We start from the raw sequence: 23,154 nt of genomic DNA, 5'->3' as shown, positions 1-23,154 counted from the left end.
CGCTACCAATGTCCTTGTCGCAGCGCGGCGCCCGGCTGCCGACGGCGACGCCAGAAGGCCCAGCGGCTACGCGGTGACAGATACAGGTGCTCCAGACCATCCCCCTGGGCAAGTAGCCCGGTGTAGAGGTCGATGACACCGTGCCTTTGGCGAAAAGCGCGCAGCGCGGCTGCCTGTTGCTCGAACTGCGCTGCCACCTCGGGAAGACGCCAGTCCTCCGACCACACCCACAGCAGGGCCTCTGGCCAAGGATCCTGGCCAGGACTCCAGTCCGTCAACCCCAGCCACCGCTGGGCCGCGCGCAGCTCCTCGTCCGTCGCCGCCAGGTGGGTCCAGGGGCTTTGCGGGCGCTCGCTGGGCAGGCTTCCCTCGCCCCAAGGCCAGAAGTAACACCAGGGGTCGAGACCCTCGGCACTGCGCTTTTCGTTGTGGGAATGTGCGGCCAGCAGCATCTGCAATTCGTTGAGAAAGGCATGCACGGCGCGGGCATCGGCACCCTGTATCCGCTCCACCAAGGGTTCGTGGGCCCACACCGTATTGGGGTCGGGGGTGTGCAGCGCGAGGGGAGAGCGGCTGCACAGATACCAGCGCTGGCGGCCCCGCTGCAGCCGCCAGGGCATGGCGGCAAAATGAGCCTGAGCGGCGGCGAACAATGCGGCGTCCTCAGCCTCTGGCAACGTCCCAACGGGCGTCAGCACCGCCCTCCCCGCCTGCCCGCCAATCGCCACCGGCTCCAAGGCCAGTGTCCAGTCACCAGCGCAGTCTACGCCATCCTGCCATGCCAGCAGGGCGGCGGCTGGCAGCGATGCAGAAAAACCCAGGAGCCGGCCCGCCGCCTCCAAGCGGGATGGCGCCGCCAGGCGCTCGGCCCGGCCCTGCCCCCAAAGCCTTGGTAGCAACGTACCGAGCCTTTCCTCGGGCAATCCGTGCAGGCCCGTGAGCCACAGGCCCAGTCGTGACATCAGCGCTCCAGGATGGCGCGCTGCACCGCCTCCAGATTGGCATCGACGGTGACGACCGATCCGCCTTGGGCAATGGCAGCGTCCGGGTCCTTCAAGCCGTGCCCCGTCAAGGTGCAGACCACCGTTGCCCCGGCCTCGATCTTGCCCGCCCGCGCGGCCGCCACCACGCCTGCAACAGAGGTTGCCGAGGCCGGCTCGCAGAAGACGCCCTCGTACTGCGCGAGCCAACGCTGCGCCTCGAGGATCTCCGCGTCGCTGTGCGCGGCAAACCAGCCACCGCTCTCCTTTTGTACTTGATGCGCCTGCTCCCAGGACATCGGGCGACCGATGCGGATGGCGGTGGCGATGGTTTCCGGCTCGCGCACGAAGTCGCCCGCGATAAAAGGTGCGCTGCCTGCCGCCTGAAAGCCCAGCATCTTGGGCCGTTTGCTGCTGCCCGTTTGCTGCCCATAGGGGCACTGTCCCGCGCAGAACTTGCACGCCCCGGTCAGCACATCCCCGACGTCACAACGTGAATCGGTGGACTCGCAATAGCCCATCCAGTGCGCCGTGATGTTGCCGGCATTGCCAACGGGCAGGGCATGGTAGTCGGGGGCCTCACCCAGCGCCTCGATGATCTCGAAGGCCGCCGTCTTCTGCCCTTGCAGACGATAGGGATTGACCGAGTTGACCAGGGTGATGGGGGCATTGGCCGCCACGTCCTGGACGATCTGCATACCGGCATCGAAGTTGCCGCGAATCTGCAGGACCAAGGCGCCGTGCATCATGGCCTGCGACAGCTTGCCCAGGGCGATCTTGCCTTCCGGAATGACGACGAAGGCGCGCATCCCCGCCCGCGCCGCATAGGCAGCGGCAGCGGCGGAGGTATTACCGGTCGAGGCGCAGATGATCATCTCGCTGCCTTCTTCCTTGGCCTTGGTCACCGCCATGGTCATACCGCGATCCTTGAAAGACCCGGTGGGATTCAGGCCCTCGAACTTCACGAAGAGCCGCAGGTCGATACCCAGCTGGCGCGGCAGATTGATGCATTCGATGAGCGGCGTGTTGCCTTCCCCCAAGGAAACCGCCTCGGTTTCCGGTTGCAGGGGCAAGAAGGCACGGTAACGATCGATAATTCCGGTGTAACGGGTCATGTCAAAGATCCTTGAGTGGAAATTAGCCTTCGTCCAGGGACTCGACGCGCAAGCGCAGCACCGCTGCAGTGACGACGGGAAGGGCCTCGATACGGGCAATGGCCTGCTCCAGATCGCCCTCGCGACAACGATGCAGAAGCAAGACGATGGGAACCGATGCGGCACCAGGACGCTCACGCTGCACCAGCGCCTCGATGGAGATCTGATATTCCGCCAGAATCGTCGCCAGCTGGGCGAGAACCCCAGCGCGGTTCTCCGCCTGAATGCGCAGGTAGTAAGCGCTTTCGACTTCGGCCATGGGCAACAAGGGCAAGGGGCTCAGGGCATCCGCCTGAAAGGCCAGATGCGGCACCCGATTGCTGGGATCGGCGGTCATGGTGCGTGCTACGTCGACCAGATCGGCCACCACCGCACTGGCGGTCGGATCGCCACCGGCGCCGCGGCCGTAATAGAGACTCTGCCCCGCGGCATCGCTATCGGCGAGCACGGCATTGAAGGGGCCTTCCACGTGGGCAAGCAGATGATCCTGAGGAATCAGGGTGGGATGCACGCGCAGCTCGACACCATCGTCACGTCGCCGCGCAATGCCCAGCAGCTTGATGCGGTAACCGAGCTCCGCCGCATAGTGCACATCCTCGCCCTGTAAGGAGCGAATGCCCTCCACATGGCAGTGGGCAAAGTCCACGGGAATACCAAAGGCGATGGAGGCCATCAGGGTAATCTTGTGCGCCGCATCGCCGCCGTCCACGTCGAGGGCCGGATCGGCCTCGGCATAGCCAAGCTCCTGCGCCTTGGCCAAGGCCTCGGCAAAGCTCCAGCCCTCGCGAAACATCTGCGTGAGAATGTAATTGCTGGTGCCGTTGATGATCCCTGCCAGCCAATGGATGCGGTTGCCTGCCAGGCCCTCGCGGATCGCCTTGATGATCGGGATAGCCCCGGCTACCGCCGCCTCGAAGGCCACCATGACACCGCGGCGCTGCGCCGCGGCGAAGATCTCGTTGCCATGCTCAGCGAGCAGCGCCTTGTTGGCGGTGACCACATGCTTGCCGCTGTCGATGGCGGCGAGGATCAGCTCGCGCGCAAGGCCAGTGCCCCCCATCACCTCCACCAGCACATCGACCTCGGAGTCGCGCACCACCGCCCACGGATCCACGCTGACCCGGCCAGGAAAATCGAGACCTTGCAGCCGTTGCGGACTGCGCACCGCCGCGTGGACCACACGCAGATCGCGCCCTACCCGGCGGGTGATCTCTTCGGCGTTGCGCAGCAGAACGCGCACGGTGCCCTGTCCCACGGTACCCATACCGAGGATGCCAACGCGCACTGGACGACTGTCGGTGCTCATCCCCATCCCTCGCGAAACATCTGCTTGATCCCTCGAATGGCCTGCCGGGTACGATGCTCGTTCTCCACCAGACCGAAACGCACATATTCATCGCCGAGTTCGCCAAAACCGATGCCCGGGCTGACGGCCACCTTGGCGCGCTCCAACACCATCTTGGAGAACTCCAGCGATCCCTTGCCGCGCAGTTCTTCCGGGATCCGCGCCCAGACGAACATCGTGGCCTTCGGGCTCGTCACCTCCCATCCCGCCGCATTCAATCCTTCGCAAAGGACATCACGGCGCTGTTCATACATCTTGCGGATGTCCTCGACGCAATCCTGCGGCCCTTCCAGGGCAGTGATGGAGGCCACCTGGATGGGGGTAAACGTGCCATAGTCCAGATAGCTCTTAATGCGTGCCAGGGCGCCGATCAGCTTGGGGTTACCCGCCGCGAAACCGACGCGCCAGCCAGGCATGTTGTAGCTCTTGGACAGGGTGAAGAACTCGACCCCGACATCCTTGGCCCCCGGCACCTGCAAAAAGCTCGGCGCCTGATAGCCATCGAAGACAATGTCGGCGTAGGCCAGATCATGGACCACCCAGATGCGATGTTCCTTGGCAAATTCCACGATGCGGGCAAAGAAGTCCAGATCGACCACTGCAGCGGTGGGGTTGTGCGGAAAGTTGATGACCAGCATCTTGGGTCTGGGCCACGCCGCCTTTATCGCCTTTTCCAGTTCGTCGAAGAAATCGAGACCCGGCAGCATGGGCACATGGCGCACATCGGCGCCGGCAATGACAAAACCATAGGGATGGATGGGGTAGGTCGGGCTCGGCACCAACACCGTATCACCGGGGCCCATGGTAGCAAGGGCCAGATGGGCCAGCCCCTCCTTCGAGCCAATGGTGACGATGGCCTCAGATTCCGGATCGATGGAAACGCCATAGCGGCGCTCGTACCAGCCGGAAATGGCCTTTCGCAGCCGTGGAATGCCACGCGAGACGCTGTAGCGGTGGGTATCGCCGCGCTGGGCGGTCTCACAGAGCTTGTCGACGATGAACTGCGGCGTCGGCTGATCGGGATTGCCCATGCCAAAGTCGATGATGTCTTCGCCACGCTTGCGGGCCTGCAGCTTCAGGTCCGTGACAATATTGAAGACATATGGCGGGAGGCGTCGAATCCGCTCGAAATCGCTGTTCATGGCTACCAGAGTCCTGCCCTTGAGGCATCTATCAAAATCGGAGAACAATAGAGAGGCAAATCGGCGCTGTCAATTGAGGAGACGGGCATGAAACTACACCGGCAGGTCGGCAACCTGCGCCACAACCTGCAATCCTACGATGAGCTGGGATTTGTCATCGATGGTCAGCATTACCACGGCGGCGTTCTGCTCGCGCAAGACCTCTTGCTGCACCCCTGGGGTCCGACCCACGCCGGCCTACTTGACCGCGAGGATTTCCAACCGCTACTGGCTGCCATTCCAGAAGTCGTGCTACTCGGCACCGGACGGAGGCAGCACCTCGACGTCACCCTACTGCGCACCCTGCGCGATAGCGGACTGACGGTGGAAGCAATGGACAGCGCCGCGGCCTGCCGCACCTACGGCATCCTTTTGGCAGAAGACCGGCAAGTGGCAGCGGCGCTGCTGCCCATCAGCGCCTGAGTTCAGGAAAACAGGGTGAAGGGATCTAGCTGCTCGGCCTCGATGCGCCGCCGCAGAAGGAGGAGGCTCTCCACCTGGATCTGGCGCACCCGTTCGCGCGTCAGACCGAGTCGACCGCCCACATCTTCCAGGGTGGCACCGTCGTTGCCGTCCAGACCAAAACGCCAGAACAGCACCAGGCGCTGCTTTTCCTCCAGCGCCGAAATCCAATCGTACATGCGCTGGTTGAGGTTGAGCTCCGCCAGACGCTCTTCGGGACCGGCCACCTCGGGGTCGTGCACAATCTCGGCCAGACCAAGATCCTCTTCCCGCCCACCGCCAGAGTCCAGACTGGTGACCCGGCCATCGAGGTCAAGGCACTGACGAATCTGCTCCACTGGACGGTCCAGTGCTGCGGCTACCTCATCCGGCGTGGGATCGCGCTGCAGCTTTTGCTCCAGGCAACGCGCCGCACGCAAAATGGAGGAAATTTCCTTCATGACATGAATCGGCAGACGGATGGTACGCGTCTGGTTCATCAGGGCACGCTCGATGTTTTGCCGAATCCACCAGGTGGCGTAGGTAGAAAAGCGAAAGCCCTTCTCCGGGTCGAATTTTTCCACCGCATGGATCAGGCCAAGATTGCCCTCTTCAATCAGATCAAGGAGGGGCAATCCGCGATTGATATAACGTCGCGCCAGCCGAACCACCAGACGCAGGTTGCATTCGATCATACGCTGGCGCGCGGCGCTGTCGCCCTGTTGCACCAAGCGCCCCAGAGTGATCTCTTCCTCTGCCGTCAGCAGCGGATTATGGCCAATCTCTTCGAGATAGCACTGGGTGGCATCCCAATCCGGACCATGCTCGGCGAAGGGAGAAGCTGCTGCGTCGTTGTCTTGGCTATTTTCTTCTTCCAGTTCCAGCTCCGACCGCAGTTCCAACGCTTCGCTGCTCATGTTCAGGCTCCTTGGTGATCCCTCTGATTGACCGTCCCGGGTAGTAGCGGGACAAAACGACAGTCGCCAAGGTCTTCCTCTTCGGCATCCTGTCCATTCCAGCGATAAAACTTGAGACGCTGCCCGTCGGCGGTGTCGGCCTGCGGCATGAGCAGACAGCCCCCCGCGACGAGTTGGTGAAACAAGGGGGGCAAGACACAAGGGACGGCAGCAGCAAACAGCACCGCGTCGAAGGGCGCAAACGCCTCCCAGCCCTGACTGCCATCTCCCAAGCGCAGACGCACGTTTGGAGCGCGCAACCGCTGCAGAAGTTCCTGCGCCGCCGTAAACAAGCCTTCGATCCGCTCGATGCTGTATACCTCATAGCCCAACGCGGCGAGCAACGCCGTCTGGTACCCCGAGCCCGTGCCAATTTCCAGAACCCGCCGCGGATTTCCACTGGCCCGCAGCACAGAAAGCATCCGCGCCACGATGAGCGGCTGAGAAATGGTCTGCCCCCAGCCGATCGGCAGGGAAACCGGCTCGTAGGCGCGACAGGCCAGCGCCTCGGCGACAAAGAGATGCCGGGGTACCTGGGCCATTACGGCCAGGACCTCTTCGTCGTCGATACCGGCCGCACGCAGCGCGGCCACCATGCGCTCCCGGGTGCGCGGCGAAATCATCCCGACTTCGGGGTTCACCGCGCGCAACAACGCAGCCATTGCGAGAGATCATCCATGAAGCGGTAGCGGGTCATGTCGAGATCGAGGGGGGTGATGGAGACACAGCCGCGCCGCACTGCATCGAAGTCCGTACCGGGACCACCATCCGCCTCGCGCCCCGAAGGACCAATCCAGTACACCGGCTCTCCCCGCGGATCGGCCGCCGGCATGAGCATCTCGCTCTTGTGCCGCCGCCCGAGGCGGGTGACCTCAAAACCCTGTAACTCGGCATAGGGCAGGTCCGGGACGTTGACATTGAGGATGGTGTCGCCGGGAAGGGGATTTTCCAGCAGGCCCCGTAACAAATCCGCCGCAACCCGTGCCGCGCTGTGGAAATGCTCCGGTTCCCGTCCAACGAGAGAGACGGCCATGGCCGGCATACCCAGGTGGCGACCTTCCATGGCGGCAGCGACGGTACCGGAGTAGAGGACATCGTCGCCCATATTGGCGCCGCGATTGATACCAGAAACCACCATTTCGGGCGGCTCGGGAAGAATTCCAGTGGCCGCGAGATGGACGCAATCGGTGGGCGTGCCACCTACCAGATAGTGGAAACCGTTGAGACCTGTGCGAACCCGTAGGGGCCGGTCCAGGGTGAGGGAATTGCTGGCGCCACTGCGATCCTGCTCCGGGGCCACCACGTCGATGCTGCCAAGTGGCCGCAACGCCTCGGCCAAGGCGGCCAGACCGGGAGCCAGATAACCATCATCATTACTGAGAAGGATTCGGGGCATTGCTCATCCATGGCTGGAGACTGGCACGGCGATCCAGCAAGCCTTGGACCGCTGGCCTATGGTACGTCAGGCGCGGTCCCGCGGTCTAGTTCCGCGGCTCGGGCGTGCTGGAGGATTGCTGCTGCAACTGATGCTGGAGCAGGGCTACCCGCAGCTCCGCCACGTGTACCGCCTCTTTCAGGCTATCGATGCGCTGCAGATAGCGGGCATAATTACGCTCATTGCCATAGCGAACTGCTTTCCCTTTCTCGTAGGCTTGAGTAGCTTGCAGAAGCTGCAAGCGCGCAGCCGCCAGTTGCATCTTGAGGGCCTGTTGTGCTTGGTTATCTGCATGATTCTGCGGCGCAGCGGGCTGCTCCGGCGACGACTGCGCTGGTCGATTGCCCAGCGGCCCACTTGCTGGCGCGGCATGGTCCGGGGCGCTAGGCATTGGTGCCCCGTCGAGGGTCTCTACCTGGCGCGCATTGGCGGGAGGATTTCCGCCGTAACTGACCACACCATCCGGAGAAACCCAGCGATAGATCGTGGCCTGTGCATCGAATGCCAGGCCGGTACTTAGCAAAGCGACTACAACTGCAAGCGTGCACGTGCGACGCCCAGATGATTGCATGATCAATCTCCTCTGCATTCCTCAGTCCGGAACAATTAGCGCAAGTCTGCCGGTTCAGCAAGTAAAAAGCCCCGCGAGGGCGGGGCTCCAGCAGCAGAAACCAGCTAGGCTCAGAGACTATAGTACATCTGGTATTCTACGGGATGGGTGGTGACGCGCAGGGCCTGGACTTCGGCCCACTTCACGTCCAGGTAGCCTTCCAGCCATTCCGGGGTAAAGACCCCACCTTTCATCAGGAACTCATGATCGGCCTCCAGGGCACGCAGGGCCTCTTCCAGCGAAGCCGCCACGCCGGGGATCTTCTCCTGCTCTTCGGCGGGCAGATCATAGAGGTTCTTGTCCATGGCATCGCCGGGATGGATCTTGTTCTGGATGCCATCCAGACCCGCCATCATCATCGCCGCAAAGGCCAGATAGGGATTGGCGGTGGAATCCGGGAAACGCACCTCGATGCGCCGCGCCTTGGGGTTACTGACATAGGGGATACGAATCGAGGCCGAACGGTTCTTGGCCGAGTAGGCGAGCAGCACCGGCGCCTCGAAGTGGGGCACCAGACGCTTGTAGCTGTTGGTGCTGGGGTTGGTCAGGGCGTTGATGGCCTTGGCGTGCTTGATGATGCCGCCGATGTAGTACAGCGCCAGTTCCGACAGACCACCATAGGCGTCGCCGGTGAAGAGGTTCTTGCCATCCTTGGCCAGGGACTGATGCACGTGCATGCCGCTGCCATTGTCGCCGACGATGGGCTTGGGCATGAAGGTAGCGGTCTGCCCATAGGCCGCCGCGACGTTGTGCACCACGTATTTGAGAATCTGCACCTCATCGGCCTTGCGCGTCAGGGTGCTGAAGCCCACGCCGATCTCATGCTGCCCGGCGGTGGCCACCTCGTGATGGTGCACTTCGACGGTCAAGCCCATCTCCTCCAGGGCCAGACACATGGCCGAACGCAGATCCTGTGCCGAATCCACCGGCGGTACCGGAAAGTAGCCGCCCTTGACGCCCGGACGATGGCCCATGTTGCCCGATTCGTATTCCTTGCCGGAATTCCAGGCCGCCTCTTCGGCATCGACCTTATAGCCGCAGCCACTCATGTCGATGTGCCAGGTGACGGAATCGAAGACGAAGAATTCGTTCTCCGGCCCAAAGTAGGCGGTATCGGCAATGCCGGTGCTCTTCAGATACGCCTCGGCGCGCTTGGCCAGGCTGCGCGGATCGCGCTCATAGCCCTGGCCGGTGGCAGGCTCGATCACGTCGCAACGAATGATCAGGGTGACCTCGTCGGTGAAGGGATCGAGTACCGCCGAACCCGCCTCGGGCATGAGGATCATGTCGGACTCGTTAATGCCCTTCCAGCCGGTAATGGAGGAACCATCAAACATCTTGCCTTCGATAAAGGTCTTCTCTTCGATGGTGTGGGACGGCACCGAGACGTGCTGTTCCTTGCCCTTGGTGTCGGTAAAACGAAAATCAATGAACTTGACATCTTTTTCGGAAATCAATTGCAGCACGTCTTTCGGGCTGTACCCCATGAGCTTTTCCTCCACGGCACTCGTCAATGAACCTGCCCCAGTTTGGGGCGCCAATGCGGCAAGTGTACGGCGGAATGCAGACGACGCCTAGGGCTAGCCCTCGCCAGTGTAGCAGCAAATTAGTAATGTCCGCTTTCGGCACGTTAGAAATGTCCGCCTGGAAGAGTAGAGAGGCAAGGACGAATGACGCAGGAGCGGATAGAGATGAGCGAGCGGGAGCTCAAGCGGTTTGCGGTGCTGCAGCAGGTGATCGATGGGAGCCGAAGTCAGGGGCAGGCAGCGCTGGCATTAGGCTTGTCGGAGCGGCAGATTCGGCGCTTGCAGCGCGGGGTTGAGCGGGAAGGGGCACGGGCATTGATCAGTCGACGCCGTGGCAGACCCTCCAACCGAAGGGTAGAGACGACGGTCCGGGAGGGCATCCTGGCGCAGGTGCGGGCACGCTATGCGGACTTTGGCCCCACCTTGGCAGCGGAATATCTGCGCGCAGATGGCTATACCGTATCGAAGGAGACGCTGCGTCGCTGGATGATCGCTGCGGGCCTGTGGCAAGCCCAGCGCAAGCGGCGCACGCGCCTGCACCCACCCAGGCCGCGCCGAGCGCGACTGGGGGAATTGATCCAGATCGATGGCAGTCCCCACGATTGGTTCGAAGGCCGTGGGCCGCGCTGCACCCTGATCGCCTTCATTGACGATGCCACCAGTCGGGTCTTGTATGCCCGTTTTGCGCCGGTAGAAAGCAGTCAGGCCTACCTGTCCGCCCTACAGACCTACGTCACGACTCATGGCTGCCCCGTGGCGCTCTACAGCGATCGGCACAGCATCTTCACCAAACACAACCCAGAAGACAACGAACCCACGCAGTTTCAGCGTGCCACCGAAGCCTTGGGAATTGCCACCATCCAGGCCTTGAGCCCACAGGCCAAAGGTCGGGTAGAACGCCTGTTCCAAACGCTTCAGGATCGCCTGGTCAAGGCCTTGCGCCTGAAGGGTATCAGCGATCAGGATACCGCCAACGCTTGGCTCCCCCAGTACCTGCAGCAACACAATGCGCGCTTTGCCGTGGCGGCATGCGACGACGAGGACGCCCACCAACCCTATGATGGAAGTCCAGAAACTCTCGCCCGGATCTGCGCCATCCACCACCGCCGTACCCTATCCAAAGACTTGGTGCTGTCTTTCCAGAGACAACGCTACATCATCCAGACCGGTGGTGCCCCACGTTATGCACTGCGCGGACGGAAAGTCGATGTCGTGGTCCATGCCAACGGGCAAGTAGAACTAGTAGCCGCCCAGGCAGTCTTGCCCTACAAGGTCTTCGATCCCGCCCAGGAAATCCCTCGTCCTGTCGATGACAAAGGCCTCAACGCACGTGTCGACACGATCCTGGCGTCCCGCCGCTGGTCCGAAAAATCCCGACCTGCTGCCGACCACCCTTGGCGTCGTTACCCCACCTCAGATTGTCCTTGAAAGAAACCAACACCCAGGAAACCGGACATCTCTATCTTGCCCAACACCGGACATTTCTAATGTGCCTTGACAGGGCTAGCCCTCGCCAGGGATGCTGCGACACCGCTCGCGCAGCCGACATCCGCCATTTCCACTATACTGGGATCGTTTTCACAGTTGGAGAAGCTCATGGACACACAAGAAATATTCGCCCGCGCAGCGCAGCGGGTCCAAGGCAAGAAGCACGCGGGAGACCTGACCCCGGAAGAGGCCCATGCCCTTCTACGCGAGCACCCCAAGGCCAAATTGATCGATGTGCGCTCGCATCCCGAGCTCGAATTTTCCGGCTTTGTCGAAGGGTGTTGCCATGTGCCTTGGAAGCTCTACCCGGGCATGACCCCCAACCCGGATTTCGACCGACAGGTGCAGGCCCTCACCCAAGCGGACGACGTGTTGCTGCTGCTTTGCCGTACCGGCGGACGTTCCACCGACGCCGCTGAGCATCTGGCCGACCTGGGATACACGCACGCCTACAACATTCTTGGCGGTTTTGATGGCAAGGGCGACGAACATGGACAGCGCGGCAAGATAGAGGGCTGGAAGGCCAGCGGTTTGCCCTGGCGCCACCCTTGAGCAGCACCCCGCCGAGCGCGGACTGATCCGCGCTCGGCGCCGCACCCGCAGCAGATCCTTTCAGATCTGACAGGCGGGGCAAAACAGTGCCGCTTTGCCCCCAACCGGCAGCGACTCCAACGCTCCCCCACAGGTCGGACAGTGCCCATCCTCCCGATGGCGGGTGAGGAAGGTCTTGGGCAACAAGGGAATCTTCGCCTGCGAGCGCAGCACCCGTTGCAAGACCTGCGGAATCTGTTCCAGAAAACGATCCCGTTCCTCTTCACTGAGGCTGGGAACCGTGCGGTCCGGGCGCAAACGCGCCTGAAAGAGAATCTCATCGGCCCACAGCGGCCCGATGCCGGTCACAAAGCTGTCATCCAGCAGCACATTGCGCAGGGCGCTACGACGCCGCGCCAACGATTCGCGCAGATGACTCAGCCCATCTGCCGGGACGAGCAACGGATCCGGCCCCAGCTTGGTGAGAAAATCCACATCGCTGGTCTCGTCCAGCAGGCGCAGACGACCGCCCAGTTGTGTCCCCTGCAAGCGCAGGCGCAACTGTGCGTTGATGGCCAGTTCCAGGCCCGCGCGGTTATCGTTGCCCTCTTCCGCTGGAGCACCGCGCTCCAGATCCATTACCAGATCTCCGCCCAACTGCAGGGCAAGGATCTCGCGTCGGTCCAACTCGCAAAAGACCTGGGTACCGTAGCGATGGATATCAGTGATTTCCTTCCCTTGCAGGGCATCTTCCGCCAGTCCGCCGGCCTCGGCGAGTTGCTCACCCTTGGCATTCTGCAGACGCAAGGCACCGAGCTTTTTACGCAACACGCTGCGTTGCAGTTTTTGTTTGAACAATTCGATTTCGGGCAATTCTGCCATAGTCTGTACTCACTTCATTGTCATCTCGGCCCTAGTCTACCGCGCTCCCTTGCCAGGCGGAAACTTCCAGTCGGAAACTTGGCAGCCCGAAAGCGGGGGAATAGACTGACAAGAACGCCAGCGAAGGAGCGATGATTTATGAGCGTCCCGACCGAGATCCAGATTCAGGTCGACACCCGCTATATCTCCGAGCAATCTAGCCCGGAACAGGAGCATTACGTCTTTGCCTACCAGATTCGCATCGAGAATCATGGTCCGAAGGCGGCGCAGCTGCGCAACCGCCACTGGATTATCACCGATGCGGACGGGCGGATACAGGAAGTGCGCGGCCCCGGCGTCGTCGGCGAGCAACCCACCCTCGCCCCGGGCGAGCGCTTCCAGTACACCAGCGGCACCGTGTTATCTACCCCGGTCGGCAGCATGCATGGCAGCTACGATTGGGTGAGTGAAGACGGCGATGAGTTCGAGACCCCTATCCCCGCCTTTCGCCTGGCCGTGGCCACCGTCTTCCATTGAGCTACTGGAGCCTGCAGCGCGCCTATGGCCTGTGGGCGCCCATCTACGACCGCGCAGTAGCGGGTTTTTCATCGGCCGCACGGGCCGCCAACATTACCAGTATCCCAGCAGAGGCGCAGAAAATTCTGATCGTCGGTGCCGGAACCGGCCTCGATTTTCCTTACCTGCCTCCACAGACCTTCAATGTTGCCGTGGATTTCAGCGCGGCCATGCTTGCGCGAGCGCGCCCGCGGGCAGCGCAGGTGCAACTCCTGCAGGCCGACGCTGAGCGCCTGCCTCTACGGGATGTCAGCTTTGATGTCGTCCTGCTGCATCTGATCCTGGCGGTGGTACCACACCCACCTACAGCCCTTGCGGAGGCGAGTCGCGTGCTGCGCCCCGGCGGGACGCTGCTGATCTTCGACAAATTTCTGCGCCTGCAGCAAAGAGCACCCCTGCGCCGACTCTTGGCACCGCTCTCGGCGAGTCTGGCAACGCGCACCGACGTCGTCTTCGAGGATTTGCTAGCGCAGCGCCCAGAATTACGTCTGCTGGACGATCAACCGGCCGCCCTGAGGGGCTGGTTTCGTCGCCTACGCCTGGAAAAGACAGAAAGCCCCGTCTAGAGCGGGGCCACGACGGCAGCTCAAGCGCCGCTGCGCGCTGCTTTCTTTCGATCGTTTTCCTTGAGAAAGCGCTTGCGGATGCGGATCGACTCTGGCGTCACTTCCACCAACTCGTCATCGGCAATGAACTCCACTGCCGCTTCGAGGCTCATGCGGATCGGCGGCGTGAGCAGGATGTTTTCGTCCGAACCCGAGGCACGCATGTTGGTGAGCTTTTTTTCCTTCAGGGGATTGACCACCAGATCGTTGTCGCGACTGTGAATGCCGATGACCATCCCCTCGTAGACCTTATCGCCTGGATTGACGAAGAGCCGCCCGCGATCCTGTAGATTGAAGAGGGCATAACCTACCGCCTCTCCCTCCTCGGCCGAGATCAGCACGCCATTGATGCGTGCCGGAATGGCACCCTTGACCGGGCCGTAGCCATCGAAGATGTGGCTGATGACCCCGGTACCCGAAGTGGCGGTCATGAATTCGGTATGAAAGCCAATGAGGCCACGGGCGGGGATACGGTACTCCAGGCGCACCCGACCACGGCCATCGGGCTGCATGTCCTGCAACTCGCCGCGCCGCGTGCCCAGACGCTCCATGATCGTGCCCTGATGGGTCTCTTCCACATCGATGGTCAAGGCTTCATAGGGCTCTTCCGAGACGCCATCGACGACCCGCTGAATGACCCGAGGGCGAGAAACCGCCAGCTCATAGCCCTCGCGGCGCATGTTCTCGATGAGGATGGTGAGATGCAGCTCCCCCCGACCGGATACCTGAAACACATCGGCGTTGTCGGTATCTTCCACGCGCAGGGCAACGTTGGTGAGGAGCTCTTTATAGAGCCGCTCGCGCAGTTGGCGGCTGGTGACGAATTTGCCTTCGCGCCCGGCGAAGGGGCTGGTATTGACCTGAAAGCTCATATTCAGGGTGGGCTCGTCGATGGGCTTCCAGGGCAGGGCCTCGGGGGCTTCGGGGGCGGCAATGGTGGCGCCGATGGAGGGTTCCTCCATGCCGGTCACGGCAATGATGTCGCCGACGCTGGCCTCTTCCCAGGGTACCCGCTTGAGGCCGTCAAAGCCCAACACTTGCAGGATGCGCGCCTTGACCGGCTTGGCTTCCTGCCCCTGCAGCATGACCACGTCCTGGCCCGGGCGAATCCGGCCCCGCCGCACCCGACCGATGGCAATCCGCCCTACGTAGCTGGAGTAATCCAGGTCGGCAATCTGCATCTGCAGTGGCGCCTCGGGGTCGCCTTCAGGGGCTGCCACCTTGTCCAGAATCAATTCAAAGAGGGGACGCATGTCCCCTTCGCGCACACTGGGATCTTCGCCCGCGTAGCCCTGCAGGCCCGAGGCGTAGATCACCGGAAAGTCCAGCTGCTCTTCCGTGGCGCCCAACTTGTCAAAAAGATCGAGGGTGGCGCTGATCACATAGTCGGGCCGCGCACCCGGACGGTCGATCTTGTTGATCACCACAATGGGATGCAAACCCAACTCCAGGGCCTTGCGAGTGACAAAACGAGTCTGGGGCATGGGGCCTTCCACCGCGTCGACCAAGAGCAGCACGCCATCCACCATGCCCAGCACCCGCTCCACCTCGGCCCCAAAGTCGGCGTGGCCGGGGGTATCGACGATGTTGATATGGGTCTCGCCCCACTGCACCGCCGTATTCTTGGCCATGATGGTGATGCCACGCTCCTTCTCCAGGGCGTTGCTGTCCATCACCCGCTCCTCCACCTGCTGGTGGGCCGCGAAGGCGCCGGACTGCTTGAGCAATTGATCCACCAGGGTGGTCTTACCGTGATCGACGTGGGCGATGATGGCGATGTTACGAAGTTGACGTGACACAAAATTCCCCAAAAAACCAGAAGAGAGCCGACTACCGAGGCAGCGGGCTCTCTTATAGCGACAAGACTCCCAAAAAGCAAACCGCCCCGCCACAAAGAAGCCGTGACGGGGCGAAAAGCGGGGCAAGCGCCCCGCGGCACACTAAGCGAACTTAGAAGCCAGCCTGGAACTGCAAAGCCAGGGTGTTGTAGATGTACGCATTTGCCGGAGCAAAGGACTTGCCGAAGCTCTGGTACTCGTAACGGTAGCCAGACCCACCCGTCGGAATCACATAGTTCAACTGTACCCGAGCTGCATAGGGGTTGTTGGGGTTGAACGCATAATTGACGCCAATGGTAGTGTTGTTCAGGTACTGACCATTGATCGATCCGGGGACCCCAGAACCAGCCGCACCGCGCCAGTCAAAGCGCTCAAAGCGCACCGCAGGCTCAATATCCAAGGAGGTCAGGGTCATGTCGCGCAGGTTAGCTGCCAGGGCCACATACCAGTCGCTTCCCCGCAAGCCTTCAATACCGCCGTAGCCATTTGCATGACTGTATTCCGCCATGTACTTCATGCCCATCATGCCGCCACGAACACCAACGTTCCAGGAATCGATCTGATTGGCTCCTACATAGCCATCAGCCAGAGGACCGGACTTGGCCGTGTCAGAGCGCGCGCCTGAGATTTCAACGTTCAACAAGGGATTAACCTTGTAGCCAACCATACCGGCGAACATATACTTACCGGACCCATTGGTCATGACGCCACCGACCGGATTTTGTCCTGCACCAGTGACCGCCGTTGCATTGTTGTAGAATGCATTGGAGCTGAAGGCGTTGTTCCCGTCCATGGAGCTGTTGTCGAAAATACCCAGATCGTAATACAGCCCGGTATTCATGACGTCAGCACTGTGGAACATGGCGCCGGCGCTTCGGTCAGCACCCAGGGTCTGGTTCATGGAACGCTGGATGAACCACAAGTTGTCACCGCTGTACTGAGTCCGCTCCATACCCACCGGCACCCGGAACTTACCCACTTTCAGCTGTACTTCGGGAACAAATCCGAAATTGATCCAGGCATCCTGGACGCCGGATTCACCCATGCCCGGACTGTAAGCGCCCGCAGAGGTCAGACCGGGGCCCATCGGACCACCGCTCATCCACGCACCATCCCACTTGTACTGAAAGTCGTAGGTCACGCCGGGGGTCGCTTCACCCTTGACGCCCAAACGGATCCGGTGGGCACCAAAAATCAGGCCCTCGGGGCCACCCGTGCCAAACTGGTTGCTACCCGTGATCTGCGCATATCCGTAGAGGATAGGCCCGTTGTCCTTGGCGGAGCTGTCCGCCGCAAAGGCAGCACCGGGAACCAGTACAGCAGCAGCAACTGCAAAAGCTACAAGATTCTTCTTCATGACAAGCTCCTCCTCATTGAGCCTTGTTGAGATACAACGGACGAAGTTATAACACCCCTTTTGCGTCGTTGCAACACCATGCCACGAACTTTTTGCAACGAGGCGCTACGAAAGGGAGTTTTGCGGGACCCTTACGGTTTCCCACTCGCCATGGCGGCGCTGCGCGCGCTCAGGTTGGCGCGCAAAAAGGTGATGGCGCGGCGGTACTGCCCGAGTTCGCGGTCCACTTCCAAGACCTGATCGAAGAGCTCCGCTGGCGAGGCACCCGGCAAACCGCGCAAAAGGCGGTGCCAGCGGTCGTCGATGCGCTCCTGGCCTGCAAGCAGGGCATCCAGCACGGAAAGGGAGTCCAGGCACTCGGCCGGACACTGGGAGTCACAGAGCTGATGAAGGAGATGAATGCTATCCATGGCGGTCTGCTTTGCGGTGACTGGGGTTATAACAGTACGACCGTGGGGAAAACGGAAAGTTGCGCGCCCACAAAAAAACCGGGGCAGTGCCCCGGTTTTTTGTCACCAACCCGATCAGTGGGCAGCGTAGACGCTCTTTTTCGTAAAGCGTCCGCGGAAAACCCAGATCTGGTACCAGTTATACATGATCATGATGGGTACGAAGCCGGTCATGAACAGGGTGAAGACCGCCAGCGAGTTGGCCGGATTGGCGGCGTCGTGAATGGTCCAGGTGCCGGGGACGATGTACGGGTACATGGTCGCCCACATGGCCGCCCAGAGCAGGGCGACGACCCCTTCTCCCCAAAGCAGGGCAACAAAGTTATGCCCGGACGAATGGTTGCTCATCGACTTGAAGGCGAAGAACAGTACGATCACGAACCAAGCCGCCCACACCCACCAGTTGGGGCCGGTCCACTTGGCGGCCGCCCAAGGGAAAATGGCATAGGACCAGACCAGGGTCACCACGATTGCCGCCAGCGCCAAAAAGGAGAACAGGCTGGTCCAGCCCTTGGCGCGCTCGTGGATTACATCACCCGGGACAAAGCGAGCGCAGAGGTACAGGCCACCGGCCAACCCCGCAGCAATGACCGCACCAAAACCGGTCCAAATACTGAAGGGTGTCAGCCAAGTCAGTGCGTTGCCGGAAAAGTGCATAATCGGGGTGCTATAGTCCCGCCCGGCAATGTGCGCCATGGCCAGGCCGCTCTGCATGGGGAAGCCCTGCAGGCTGGCACCCAGGGCGACACCGGCAAAAAACGGCGCCAGCAGGCTGCCAATGGCAAAGAACCAGCCCCAGACCTTGCGGCTGGAACGGGCATGCACATGGAACTCGAAGGCCACGGCACGCATGATGATAGCCCAGAGAGCGATCATCAGGGGAATCATCAGGTAGTTGAACGCTGAGCCATAGACCAGCGGGAAGGCGCCGAAAAGCACGCCGCCGGCCACGACCAGCCAGGTCTCGTTGCCATCCCAAAAACCGGCCATTGACGCCATGATGGCGCCGCGCTCGTCTTCATCCTTGGAAAACAGAGCAAAAATTCCGGCACCCAGATCGGCGCCATCCAAAGCGATATATAACAGAAACATCAGGCCCAGCAAAATCCACCACCAAGTGGAAAGAGCCGAGGTAATCCGCACGATGTCGTGGGTAAAATCCATGGTGACCTCCGTCAAAATCAGGTAATGAGGTGGCACAGGCCACCCCACGCGGCTTAGCGTTCAGCCTTCAGCATCGGCTTGGCGAAACTGGCCTGCGCGTGTCCACCGCCGGCGTGCGCATCGCCCTCTTCCCCGTGATGGAAGAGCTGATCCGATGGAGCAATACCGTCCACCCCCTTGGCAATGACGCGGGCGAAAAAGTACCAGGCACCCGCCCAAACCAGGAGTTCAAAGACGATATAGCCGGCAAACCAGATGACTTCCTGGGCGACACTCATGTGGCTGACGCCTTCGTAGGTGCGCATCATGCCGTAGACCACCCAGGGCTGGCGGCCGATTTCACGCACCCACCAACCAGTCCAGATGGCGAGGTAAGGCAGGAAGGCCGAGAAGACCACCGCCCGCAAGAACCAGGGATGCTTACGTAGCGATTCGGCATTGAGCTTGCCGCGCAGGCGCAGCCAGTTCCCCCAGAGTGCTACGAAGAAGAGGAAGAAGCCAATCGCCACCATCACGCGGAAGGAGTAGAAGGGTACCCAAACGTCAGGACGATCCTCGGGCGCGAACTGGTCCATGCCCTTCACCGCGCCGTCCCAGGTATGCGTTTCCAGCAGGCTCAAGACGTGCGGGATGGCAATCTGAAAGATGTTGCCATCATTGTTGGCATTGGGGATGGCGATCAGATTCCAGCTGGTGTTGGGTTTTCCGTCCGGAAGATAGGTATGGTAGTGCCCTTCCATGGCCGCCAGCGAGGTCGGCTGGGTATCGGCCACATCCTTACCCACACTATCACCAATAAAGATCTGGATCGGCGTCACGATGAGCAGGGCGAGCAGGGTGGGCTTGAGCATCTTGGTGAAGAGATCGGCGTTGCGATTCTTCAGGATGAACCAGGCGCTCACGCCGGCCATCACAAACAACGCCAGTTCAACGGTAGCGACCCACATGTGCGGGAAACCCCAGACAAAGTTGTCATTGAGGATGGCGTGCCACCAGTTCTCGACCTGGAAGAGGCCATCCTTGAGCACGACACCGTTGGGGGTCTGCATCCAGGAATTGGCGACCAGAATCCACATCGCCGAGAGACTGGAGGACAGGCCAACATTGAACGTGGCAAAGGCGTGCATGCCCTTGCTGACCTTGCCCCAACCAAAGACCATCAGACCAATGAAGCCGGCCTCATACATGAAGGCAGTAATGGTCTCGAAACCCAGGATATTGCCGAAGAAAGGGCCGACAGCCTGGGAGAAGGGACCATAGAGGATACCGAAGGCCATTTCCATGGTCACCCCGGTCGCCACACCGGCACCAAAGTTGATGATGAAGATTTTCTCGAAGAAGCGATTGAGCTTATACCAGCGCTCGTCACCGGTACGCAGCCAAGCAATCTCCAGGAAAAATAATAGCCAGGACATGCCGATGGTCAACGGCGTCCAGAGGATGTGCATGGTCGTGATCCACGCAAAGTCCAGCCGACTGAGCAGGACGGGTAAACTGTTTTCGATGATCATTGCTGATTCCTCGACTCGCTAAGGTTATAGATGAACTACTGAGTCTGCATCAGCAAAGCGCGTGCCACATTTCTGGCGGAGGGAATGGCAGAAAGAATAAGGATTTGGTGATATAGCCAGTCGCGGCCCGTTCAAAAGCACCAAAACGGTCGGTTTATTTGCACCACCATCGTCCAAATAACCCAATATAATTATATCTCTAGATATTTTATTTCATTTTTACCCTTGCAGCTGCCATGCCCTTCTCCTACTCTTTCTACAGTATCTCCCAATCAACTTGGCAAGCCCAGGAGAGTGAACATGTGCGCAGCAAGATTGCAGGATCTACCGGCCTGGCAACACGTGCAGAAGCAACGAGAGGATTGGGGTAATTCGAAGATCGCCGACCTCTTCGACGCGGATCCCGAGCGTGGCCGCCACATGACCGCCGAGGCCTGTGGCATCTACCTGGACTACTCGAAGAACTGGCTGCGGCAAGAAACTCTGGCGGCGCTGCTCGATCTGGCGCGGGAGCGCAGTCTGGAAGCGCGGCGCGCCGCCATGTTCGCTGGCGAGCATATCAATAGCACGGAAGATCGCGCCGTCCTGCATTGTGCCCTGCGCGCACCGATAGACGCCCAGATCTGCGATCAGGGCGTCAGCGTCGTGCCGGAGGTACACGCCGTTCTGCAGCGCATGATGGCCTTTTGCGACAAGGTCCACCAGGGCGAATGGCTGGGAGCGACGGGCAAACCCCTGCGCCAGATCGTCAATATCGGCATCGGCGGCTCTTACCTGGGGCCGGAGATGGCCTATCGGGCCTTGCGCCAGCAGCGGATCGCGGGCGTGCGGGAATATTTCGTTGCCAACGTCGATGGCGCTGCTCTGGCGGCGGTGCTCGCGGAACTCGACCCCGAGCAAAGCCTGTTCATCATTGCCTCGAAGACTTTTACTACCCTGGAAACCATGACCAATGCGCACGCCGCCCGACGCTGGCTGGTGGCGGCCCTGGGCGAGGCGGCGGTGGAGCAACACTTCGTTGCTGTCTCCACCAATGACCAGGCGGTCGCCGCCTTTGGTATGAATCCAGAGCATAGTTTTGGCTTTTGGGACTGGGTAGGTGGGCGCTATTCGATGGATTCTGCCATCGGTCTGGCCACCATGCTGGCAATCGGCTCGGCGGCCTTTACCGAGATGTTGCGCGGCTTCCATGCCATGGATGAGCACTTTCGGCATGCCGAACTGGAGCAGAACCTTCCGGTCCTGCTCGGCCTGATCTCGGTCTGGTACAACAACTTCTGGGGCGCGCAGAGCCAGGCGGTCCTGCCCTACGCCCACGACCTCGCCCGCTTTCCCGCCTATCTGCAGCAACTGCAGATGGAGAGTAACGGCAAGCGGGTAGATCTGGCGGGGACCCCTCTCGCAGCGGATACCGGCCCGATCATCTGGGGGGAGCCAGGCACCGACGGCCAACATTCCTTTTATCAACTGCTGCACCAGGGAACCCGTTTGGTGCCCTGCGATTTGCTTGGTTTTATCGCCCCCTTAAGCGAATACAGCGATCAACACGACCTGCTCATGGCCAATCTCTTTGCACAAAGTGAGGCCCTGGCCTTCGGCCGCTCGGCGGACGAACTGCGTGCCCTGGGGGTAGCCGAGACACAGATTCCCCATCGGGTCTCGCCCGGCAATCGGCCCAGCAACCTGCTTCTTGTCGATGCCCTCACGCCGTTCTCTCTGGGCGCCCTGGTCGCCCTCTACGAACACAGCGTCTTCACCCAGGGGGTGATCTGGGGCATCGATTCCTTTGACCAATGGGGAGTGGAACTCGGCAAGGTCCTGGCTACGCGCGTCGAATCGGATCTACAGGGCAAGACACATCATTCCCATGACAGCTCTACCCAGGCGCTGATCGAGCGCTACCGCGCCAGCCGCAGCTAAGCGGCGGGAACTTTTCCCGGCGGCAGTTTTTCCAAAGGAAAATCTTTCCTGAAGAGTTCTGCCGCCCCCATGAAGAAAACCGCCGCGTTTTTTGCTGTTTTGCTGGTCTCCAGCACTGCCTATGCCATCGTACCCACACCCACCCTGCCCGCAGCACCACCTATGCCGACGCCGCAGATTTCTGGCGTCAAGGCGGCAGTACTGATCGACGTGAATACCGATCAGGTCCTGCTCGACCAGAACGGGCAAGCGAGCTATGACCCCTCGGGCTTGGTAAAGCTGATGACGGCCTATCTGCTCTATCAGGCAGAAGCGCAGAAGATGTTACAACCCGACCAGCACGTCTCGGTAAGCGTCGATGCCTGGCATGCCGCGGGCTCGCGCATGTTCATCCAACCCGGGCTGCCGGTAACCGTCGACCAGCTGACCCATGGCCTGCTGATCGACGGCGGTAATGACGCCGCCATTGCCATTGCCCAGTCGGTAGCAGGCAGTGTTGGCGGTTTTGTCGACCTGATGAACCGCGAAGCCGCCAGCATGGGCCTGACCCAGACCCATTTCGTCAATCCCGATGGCATGCCGACACCCGGACAGCGCAGTACGGCGCTGGACATCGCCCGCCTGGCCCGCGCCCTGCTGGTGAAATTCCCGCAGGTGGAGAAGGTCGCAGGGCAGGCAAGTTACCGCTACAACAAGATCACTCAGTACAACTACAACCCGCTGGCAGGCCAGCAAGGTATCACCGGTCTGGGAGTGGGCTTGGCCTCCGCCAACAACTGGGATCTGGCCGTCAGCGCCAGCCAGGATGGCCGAGGCCTGGTGGCGGTCATCCTAGGCGCCAGCTCACGCGCCGTTGCCGGTACCGATGCCTCGGCCATGTTGCATTACGGTTTCCATGGCTGGCAGCAACAGCAGGTCTATCCCGCCGGCGCGGTAGTGGCGCAGTTGAAGCGGATCGACTGGAGTCCGGAAACGCTCTCGGTCATCACCCCCAAAGCCATCGCCGTGGCCGTTCCCCGGCCCAGTCAGGGCAAGGTGCAAAGCCGCTTCGTCGCCGCCAGCAACCTGCAGGCCCCGATCAAGGCCAATAGCAGCGTGGGGACCCTCGACCTCCTCTGGCAAGGCAAGGTCCTGAAGTCGGAGCCGGTCCTGGCGAAAAATGCCGTGGCCAAGGCTGGCTGGTTCAGCCGTCTCTGGCATCGCGCACAGGGTGCGCTGTGAGCGGC

Annotated in this window: 22 protein-coding genes; 7 read left to right on the top strand and 15 right to left on the bottom strand. The window is 61.2% G+C overall.

Going from position 1 to position 23,154, the window contains the following annotated elements:
- Positions 1 to 2: 2 nt before the first annotated feature.
- The 4 genes from ACQAYK_RS00815 to alaC are packed head-to-tail and all read right to left on the bottom strand — an operon-like array spanning position 3 to position 4,621.
- A complete protein-coding gene (locus tag ACQAYK_RS00815) occupies positions 3 to 962 on the bottom strand; it encodes a hypothetical protein (RefSeq protein WP_215872609.1) in 960 nt (319 codons plus the stop codon).
- Positions 962 to 2,095, bottom strand: coding sequence for a threonine synthase (gene thrC, locus ACQAYK_RS00810; protein WP_215872608.1), 1,134 nt, complete (start codon positions 2,093 to 2,095; stop codon positions 962 to 964). Before thrC ends, ACQAYK_RS00815 begins: the two co-directional genes overlap by 1 nt.
- Before the next feature lie 22 nt (positions 2,096 to 2,117).
- Positions 2,118 to 3,440 carry a homoserine dehydrogenase gene (locus ACQAYK_RS00805; protein ID WP_215872607.1) on the bottom strand — a complete coding sequence of 441 codons (1,323 nt, stop codon included), beginning with the start codon at positions 3,438 to 3,440 and terminating at the stop codon, positions 2,118 to 2,120.
- Positions 3,437 to 4,621, bottom strand: coding sequence for an alanine transaminase (gene alaC / locus ACQAYK_RS00800; protein WP_215872606.1), 1,185 nt, complete (start codon positions 4,619 to 4,621; stop codon positions 3,437 to 3,439). Before alaC ends, ACQAYK_RS00805 begins: the two co-directional genes overlap by 4 nt.
- A gap of 87 nt (positions 4,622 to 4,708) precedes the next feature.
- On the opposite strand from alaC, the gene ACQAYK_RS00795 reads away from it, so the two are divergent.
- A complete protein-coding gene (locus ACQAYK_RS00795; RefSeq protein WP_215872605.1) occupies positions 4,709 to 5,083 on the top strand; it encodes an Mth938-like domain-containing protein in 375 nt (124 codons plus the stop codon).
- 2 nt (positions 5,084 to 5,085) lie between these two features.
- Here the strand turns inward: ACQAYK_RS00795 and rpoS are convergent, their stop codons facing one another.
- From rpoS to glnA, 5 genes are all read right to left on the bottom strand, one after another.
- Positions 5,086 to 6,018 carry an RNA polymerase sigma factor RpoS gene (gene rpoS, locus ACQAYK_RS00790; protein ID WP_215872604.1) on the bottom strand — a complete coding sequence of 311 codons (933 nt, stop codon included), beginning with the start codon at positions 6,016 to 6,018 and terminating at the stop codon, positions 5,086 to 5,088.
- Positions 6,019 to 6,020: 2 nt separating this feature from the next.
- Complete coding sequence (locus tag ACQAYK_RS00785) at positions 6,021 to 6,719, bottom strand: protein-L-isoaspartate(D-aspartate) O-methyltransferase (protein ID WP_215872603.1); 699 nt, start codon at positions 6,717 to 6,719, stop codon at positions 6,021 to 6,023.
- The gene (gene surE / locus ACQAYK_RS00780) at positions 6,695 to 7,453 is read right to left on the bottom strand and encodes a 5'/3'-nucleotidase SurE (protein WP_215872602.1); all 759 of its coding nucleotides are present in this window, start codon (positions 7,451 to 7,453) and stop codon (positions 6,695 to 6,697) included. Before surE ends, ACQAYK_RS00785 begins: the two co-directional genes overlap by 25 nt.
- A gap of 85 nt (positions 7,454 to 7,538) precedes the next feature.
- Positions 7,539 to 8,063 carry a DUF4124 domain-containing protein gene (locus ACQAYK_RS00775; RefSeq protein WP_226827327.1) on the bottom strand — a complete coding sequence of 175 codons (525 nt, stop codon included), beginning with the start codon at positions 8,061 to 8,063 and terminating at the stop codon, positions 7,539 to 7,541.
- A 110-nt stretch (positions 8,064 to 8,173) separates the two neighbouring features.
- A complete protein-coding gene (glnA, locus tag ACQAYK_RS00770; protein ID WP_480082215.1) occupies positions 8,174 to 9,616 on the bottom strand; it encodes a glutamate--ammonia ligase in 1,443 nt (480 codons plus the stop codon).
- A 177-nt stretch (positions 9,617 to 9,793) separates the two neighbouring features.
- On the opposite strand from glnA, the gene ACQAYK_RS00765 reads away from it, so the two are divergent.
- Together ACQAYK_RS00765 and ACQAYK_RS00760 are read left to right on the top strand one after the other, a co-directional pair.
- Positions 9,794 to 11,056 carry an ISNCY family transposase gene (locus ACQAYK_RS00765; protein WP_483167386.1) on the top strand — a complete coding sequence of 421 codons (1,263 nt, stop codon included), beginning with the start codon at positions 9,794 to 9,796 and terminating at the stop codon, positions 11,054 to 11,056.
- Positions 11,057 to 11,224: 168 nt separating this feature from the next.
- Positions 11,225 to 11,668, top strand: coding sequence for a rhodanese-like domain-containing protein (locus tag ACQAYK_RS00760; protein ID WP_483167739.1), 444 nt, complete (start codon positions 11,225 to 11,227; stop codon positions 11,666 to 11,668).
- 60 nt (positions 11,669 to 11,728) lie between these two features.
- Here the strand turns inward: ACQAYK_RS00760 and ACQAYK_RS00755 are convergent, their stop codons facing one another.
- Positions 11,729 to 12,529, bottom strand: a complete 801-nt coding sequence (locus tag ACQAYK_RS00755; RefSeq protein WP_483167738.1) for a DNA-formamidopyrimidine glycosylase family protein — start codon at positions 12,527 to 12,529, stop codon at positions 11,729 to 11,731.
- A 138-nt stretch (positions 12,530 to 12,667) separates the two neighbouring features.
- Here ACQAYK_RS00755 and apaG point away from each other — a divergent pair, with 138 nt between their 5' ends.
- Positions 12,668 to 13,045, top strand: coding sequence for a Co2+/Mg2+ efflux protein ApaG (gene apaG, locus ACQAYK_RS00750; protein WP_483167737.1), 378 nt, complete (start codon positions 12,668 to 12,670; stop codon positions 13,043 to 13,045).
- Positions 13,042 to 13,650 carry a class I SAM-dependent methyltransferase gene (locus tag ACQAYK_RS00745; protein WP_483167736.1) on the top strand — a complete coding sequence of 203 codons (609 nt, stop codon included), beginning with the start codon at positions 13,042 to 13,044 and terminating at the stop codon, positions 13,648 to 13,650. Before apaG ends, ACQAYK_RS00745 begins: the two co-directional genes overlap by 4 nt.
- Positions 13,651 to 13,670: 20 nt before the next feature.
- On the opposite strand, the gene typA is transcribed toward ACQAYK_RS00745, so the two are convergent.
- The 5 genes from typA to ACQAYK_RS00720 all read right to left on the bottom strand — a co-directional run bounded on the left by typA (position 13,671) and on the right by ACQAYK_RS00720 (position 20,008).
- Complete coding sequence (gene typA, locus ACQAYK_RS00740) at positions 13,671 to 15,488, bottom strand: translational GTPase TypA (RefSeq protein WP_483167735.1); 1,818 nt, start codon at positions 15,486 to 15,488, stop codon at positions 13,671 to 13,673.
- 151 nt (positions 15,489 to 15,639) lie between these two features.
- The gene (locus ACQAYK_RS00735; RefSeq protein ID WP_483167734.1) at positions 15,640 to 16,884 is read right to left on the bottom strand and encodes a porin; all 1,245 of its coding nucleotides are present in this window, start codon (positions 16,882 to 16,884) and stop codon (positions 15,640 to 15,642) included.
- A gap of 131 nt (positions 16,885 to 17,015) precedes the next feature.
- Positions 17,016 to 17,294 carry a hypothetical protein gene (locus ACQAYK_RS00730; protein ID WP_483167733.1) on the bottom strand — a complete coding sequence of 93 codons (279 nt, stop codon included), beginning with the start codon at positions 17,292 to 17,294 and terminating at the stop codon, positions 17,016 to 17,018.
- A gap of 114 nt (positions 17,295 to 17,408) precedes the next feature.
- The gene (gene cydB, locus ACQAYK_RS00725; protein ID WP_483167732.1) at positions 17,409 to 18,497 is read right to left on the bottom strand and encodes a cytochrome d ubiquinol oxidase subunit II; all 1,089 of its coding nucleotides are present in this window, start codon (positions 18,495 to 18,497) and stop codon (positions 17,409 to 17,411) included.
- 53 nt (positions 18,498 to 18,550) lie between these two features.
- Positions 18,551 to 20,008, bottom strand: a complete 1,458-nt coding sequence (locus ACQAYK_RS00720) for a cytochrome ubiquinol oxidase subunit I (RefSeq protein ID WP_483167731.1) — start codon at positions 20,006 to 20,008, stop codon at positions 18,551 to 18,553.
- A gap of 300 nt (positions 20,009 to 20,308) precedes the next feature.
- Here ACQAYK_RS00720 and pgi point away from each other — a divergent pair, with 300 nt between their 5' ends.
- Positions 20,309 to 21,928: a glucose-6-phosphate isomerase gene (pgi, locus tag ACQAYK_RS00715; protein ID WP_483167730.1), complete on the top strand. Its 1,620-nt coding sequence runs from the start codon at positions 20,309 to 20,311 to the stop codon at positions 21,926 to 21,928.
- A gap of 69 nt (positions 21,929 to 21,997) precedes the next feature.
- Positions 21,998 to 23,149, top strand: a complete 1,152-nt coding sequence (locus ACQAYK_RS00710) for a D-alanyl-D-alanine carboxypeptidase family protein (protein ID WP_483167729.1) — start codon at positions 21,998 to 22,000, stop codon at positions 23,147 to 23,149.
- The last annotated feature ends 5 nt before the right edge of the window (positions 23,150 to 23,154 follow it).

It is taken from the genome of Acidithiobacillus sp. AC3 (assembly GCF_050261095.1).
Taxonomy (GTDB): Bacteria; Pseudomonadota; Gammaproteobacteria; order Acidithiobacillales; family Acidithiobacillaceae; genus Igneacidithiobacillus; species Igneacidithiobacillus copahuensis.
The sequence above is the reverse complement of the archived record's forward strand: the minus strand, read 5'-3'. Positions and strand labels throughout refer to the sequence as shown.

Coding starts and splice junctions, on each gene's coding strand:
- ACQAYK_RS00765 (WP_483167386.1), top strand. CDS start 9,794: ATGAGCGAGCGGGAGCTCAAGCGGTTTGCGGTGCTGCAGCAGGTGATC.
- ACQAYK_RS00710 (WP_483167729.1), top strand. CDS start 21,998: ATGAAGAAAACCGCCGCGTTTTTTGCTGTTTTGCTGGTCTCCAGCACT.
- surE (WP_215872602.1), bottom strand. CDS start 7,453: ATGCCCCGAATCCTTCTCAGTAATGATGATGGTTATCTGGCTCCCGGT.
- cydB (WP_483167732.1), bottom strand. CDS start 18,497: ATGGATTTTACCCACGACATCGTGCGGATTACCTCGGCTCTTTCCACT.
- ACQAYK_RS00775 (WP_226827327.1), bottom strand. CDS start 8,063: ATGCAATCATCTGGGCGTCGCACGTGCACGCTTGCAGTTGTAGTCGCT.
- ACQAYK_RS00785 (WP_215872603.1), bottom strand. CDS start 6,719: ATGGCTGCGTTGTTGCGCGCGGTGAACCCCGAAGTCGGGATGATTTCG.
- ACQAYK_RS00735 (WP_483167734.1), bottom strand. CDS start 16,884: ATGAAGAAGAATCTTGTAGCTTTTGCAGTTGCTGCTGCTGTACTGGTT.
- ACQAYK_RS00720 (WP_483167731.1), bottom strand. CDS start 20,008: ATGATCATCGAAAACAGTTTACCCGTCCTGCTCAGTCGGCTGGACTTT.
- thrC (WP_215872608.1), bottom strand. CDS start 2,095: ATGACCCGTTACACCGGAATTATCGATCGTTACCGTGCCTTCTTGCCC.
- ACQAYK_RS00755 (WP_483167738.1), bottom strand. CDS start 12,529: ATGGCAGAATTGCCCGAAATCGAATTGTTCAAACAAAAACTGCAACGC.
- pgi (WP_483167730.1), top strand. CDS start 20,309: ATGTGCGCAGCAAGATTGCAGGATCTACCGGCCTGGCAACACGTGCAG.
- ACQAYK_RS00815 (WP_215872609.1), bottom strand. CDS start 962: ATGTCACGACTGGGCCTGTGGCTCACGGGCCTGCACGGATTGCCCGAG.
- ACQAYK_RS00795 (WP_215872605.1), top strand. CDS start 4,709: ATGAAACTACACCGGCAGGTCGGCAACCTGCGCCACAACCTGCAATCC.
- ACQAYK_RS00730 (WP_483167733.1), bottom strand. CDS start 17,294: ATGGATAGCATTCATCTCCTTCATCAGCTCTGTGACTCCCAGTGTCCG.
- alaC (WP_215872606.1), bottom strand. CDS start 4,621: ATGAACAGCGATTTCGAGCGGATTCGACGCCTCCCGCCATATGTCTTC.
- rpoS (WP_215872604.1), bottom strand. CDS start 6,018: ATGAGCAGCGAAGCGTTGGAACTGCGGTCGGAGCTGGAACTGGAAGAA.
- ACQAYK_RS00760 (WP_483167739.1), top strand. CDS start 11,225: ATGGACACACAAGAAATATTCGCCCGCGCAGCGCAGCGGGTCCAAGGC.
- apaG (WP_483167737.1), top strand. CDS start 12,668: ATGAGCGTCCCGACCGAGATCCAGATTCAGGTCGACACCCGCTATATC.
- ACQAYK_RS00805 (WP_215872607.1), bottom strand. CDS start 3,440: ATGAGCACCGACAGTCGTCCAGTGCGCGTTGGCATCCTCGGTATGGGT.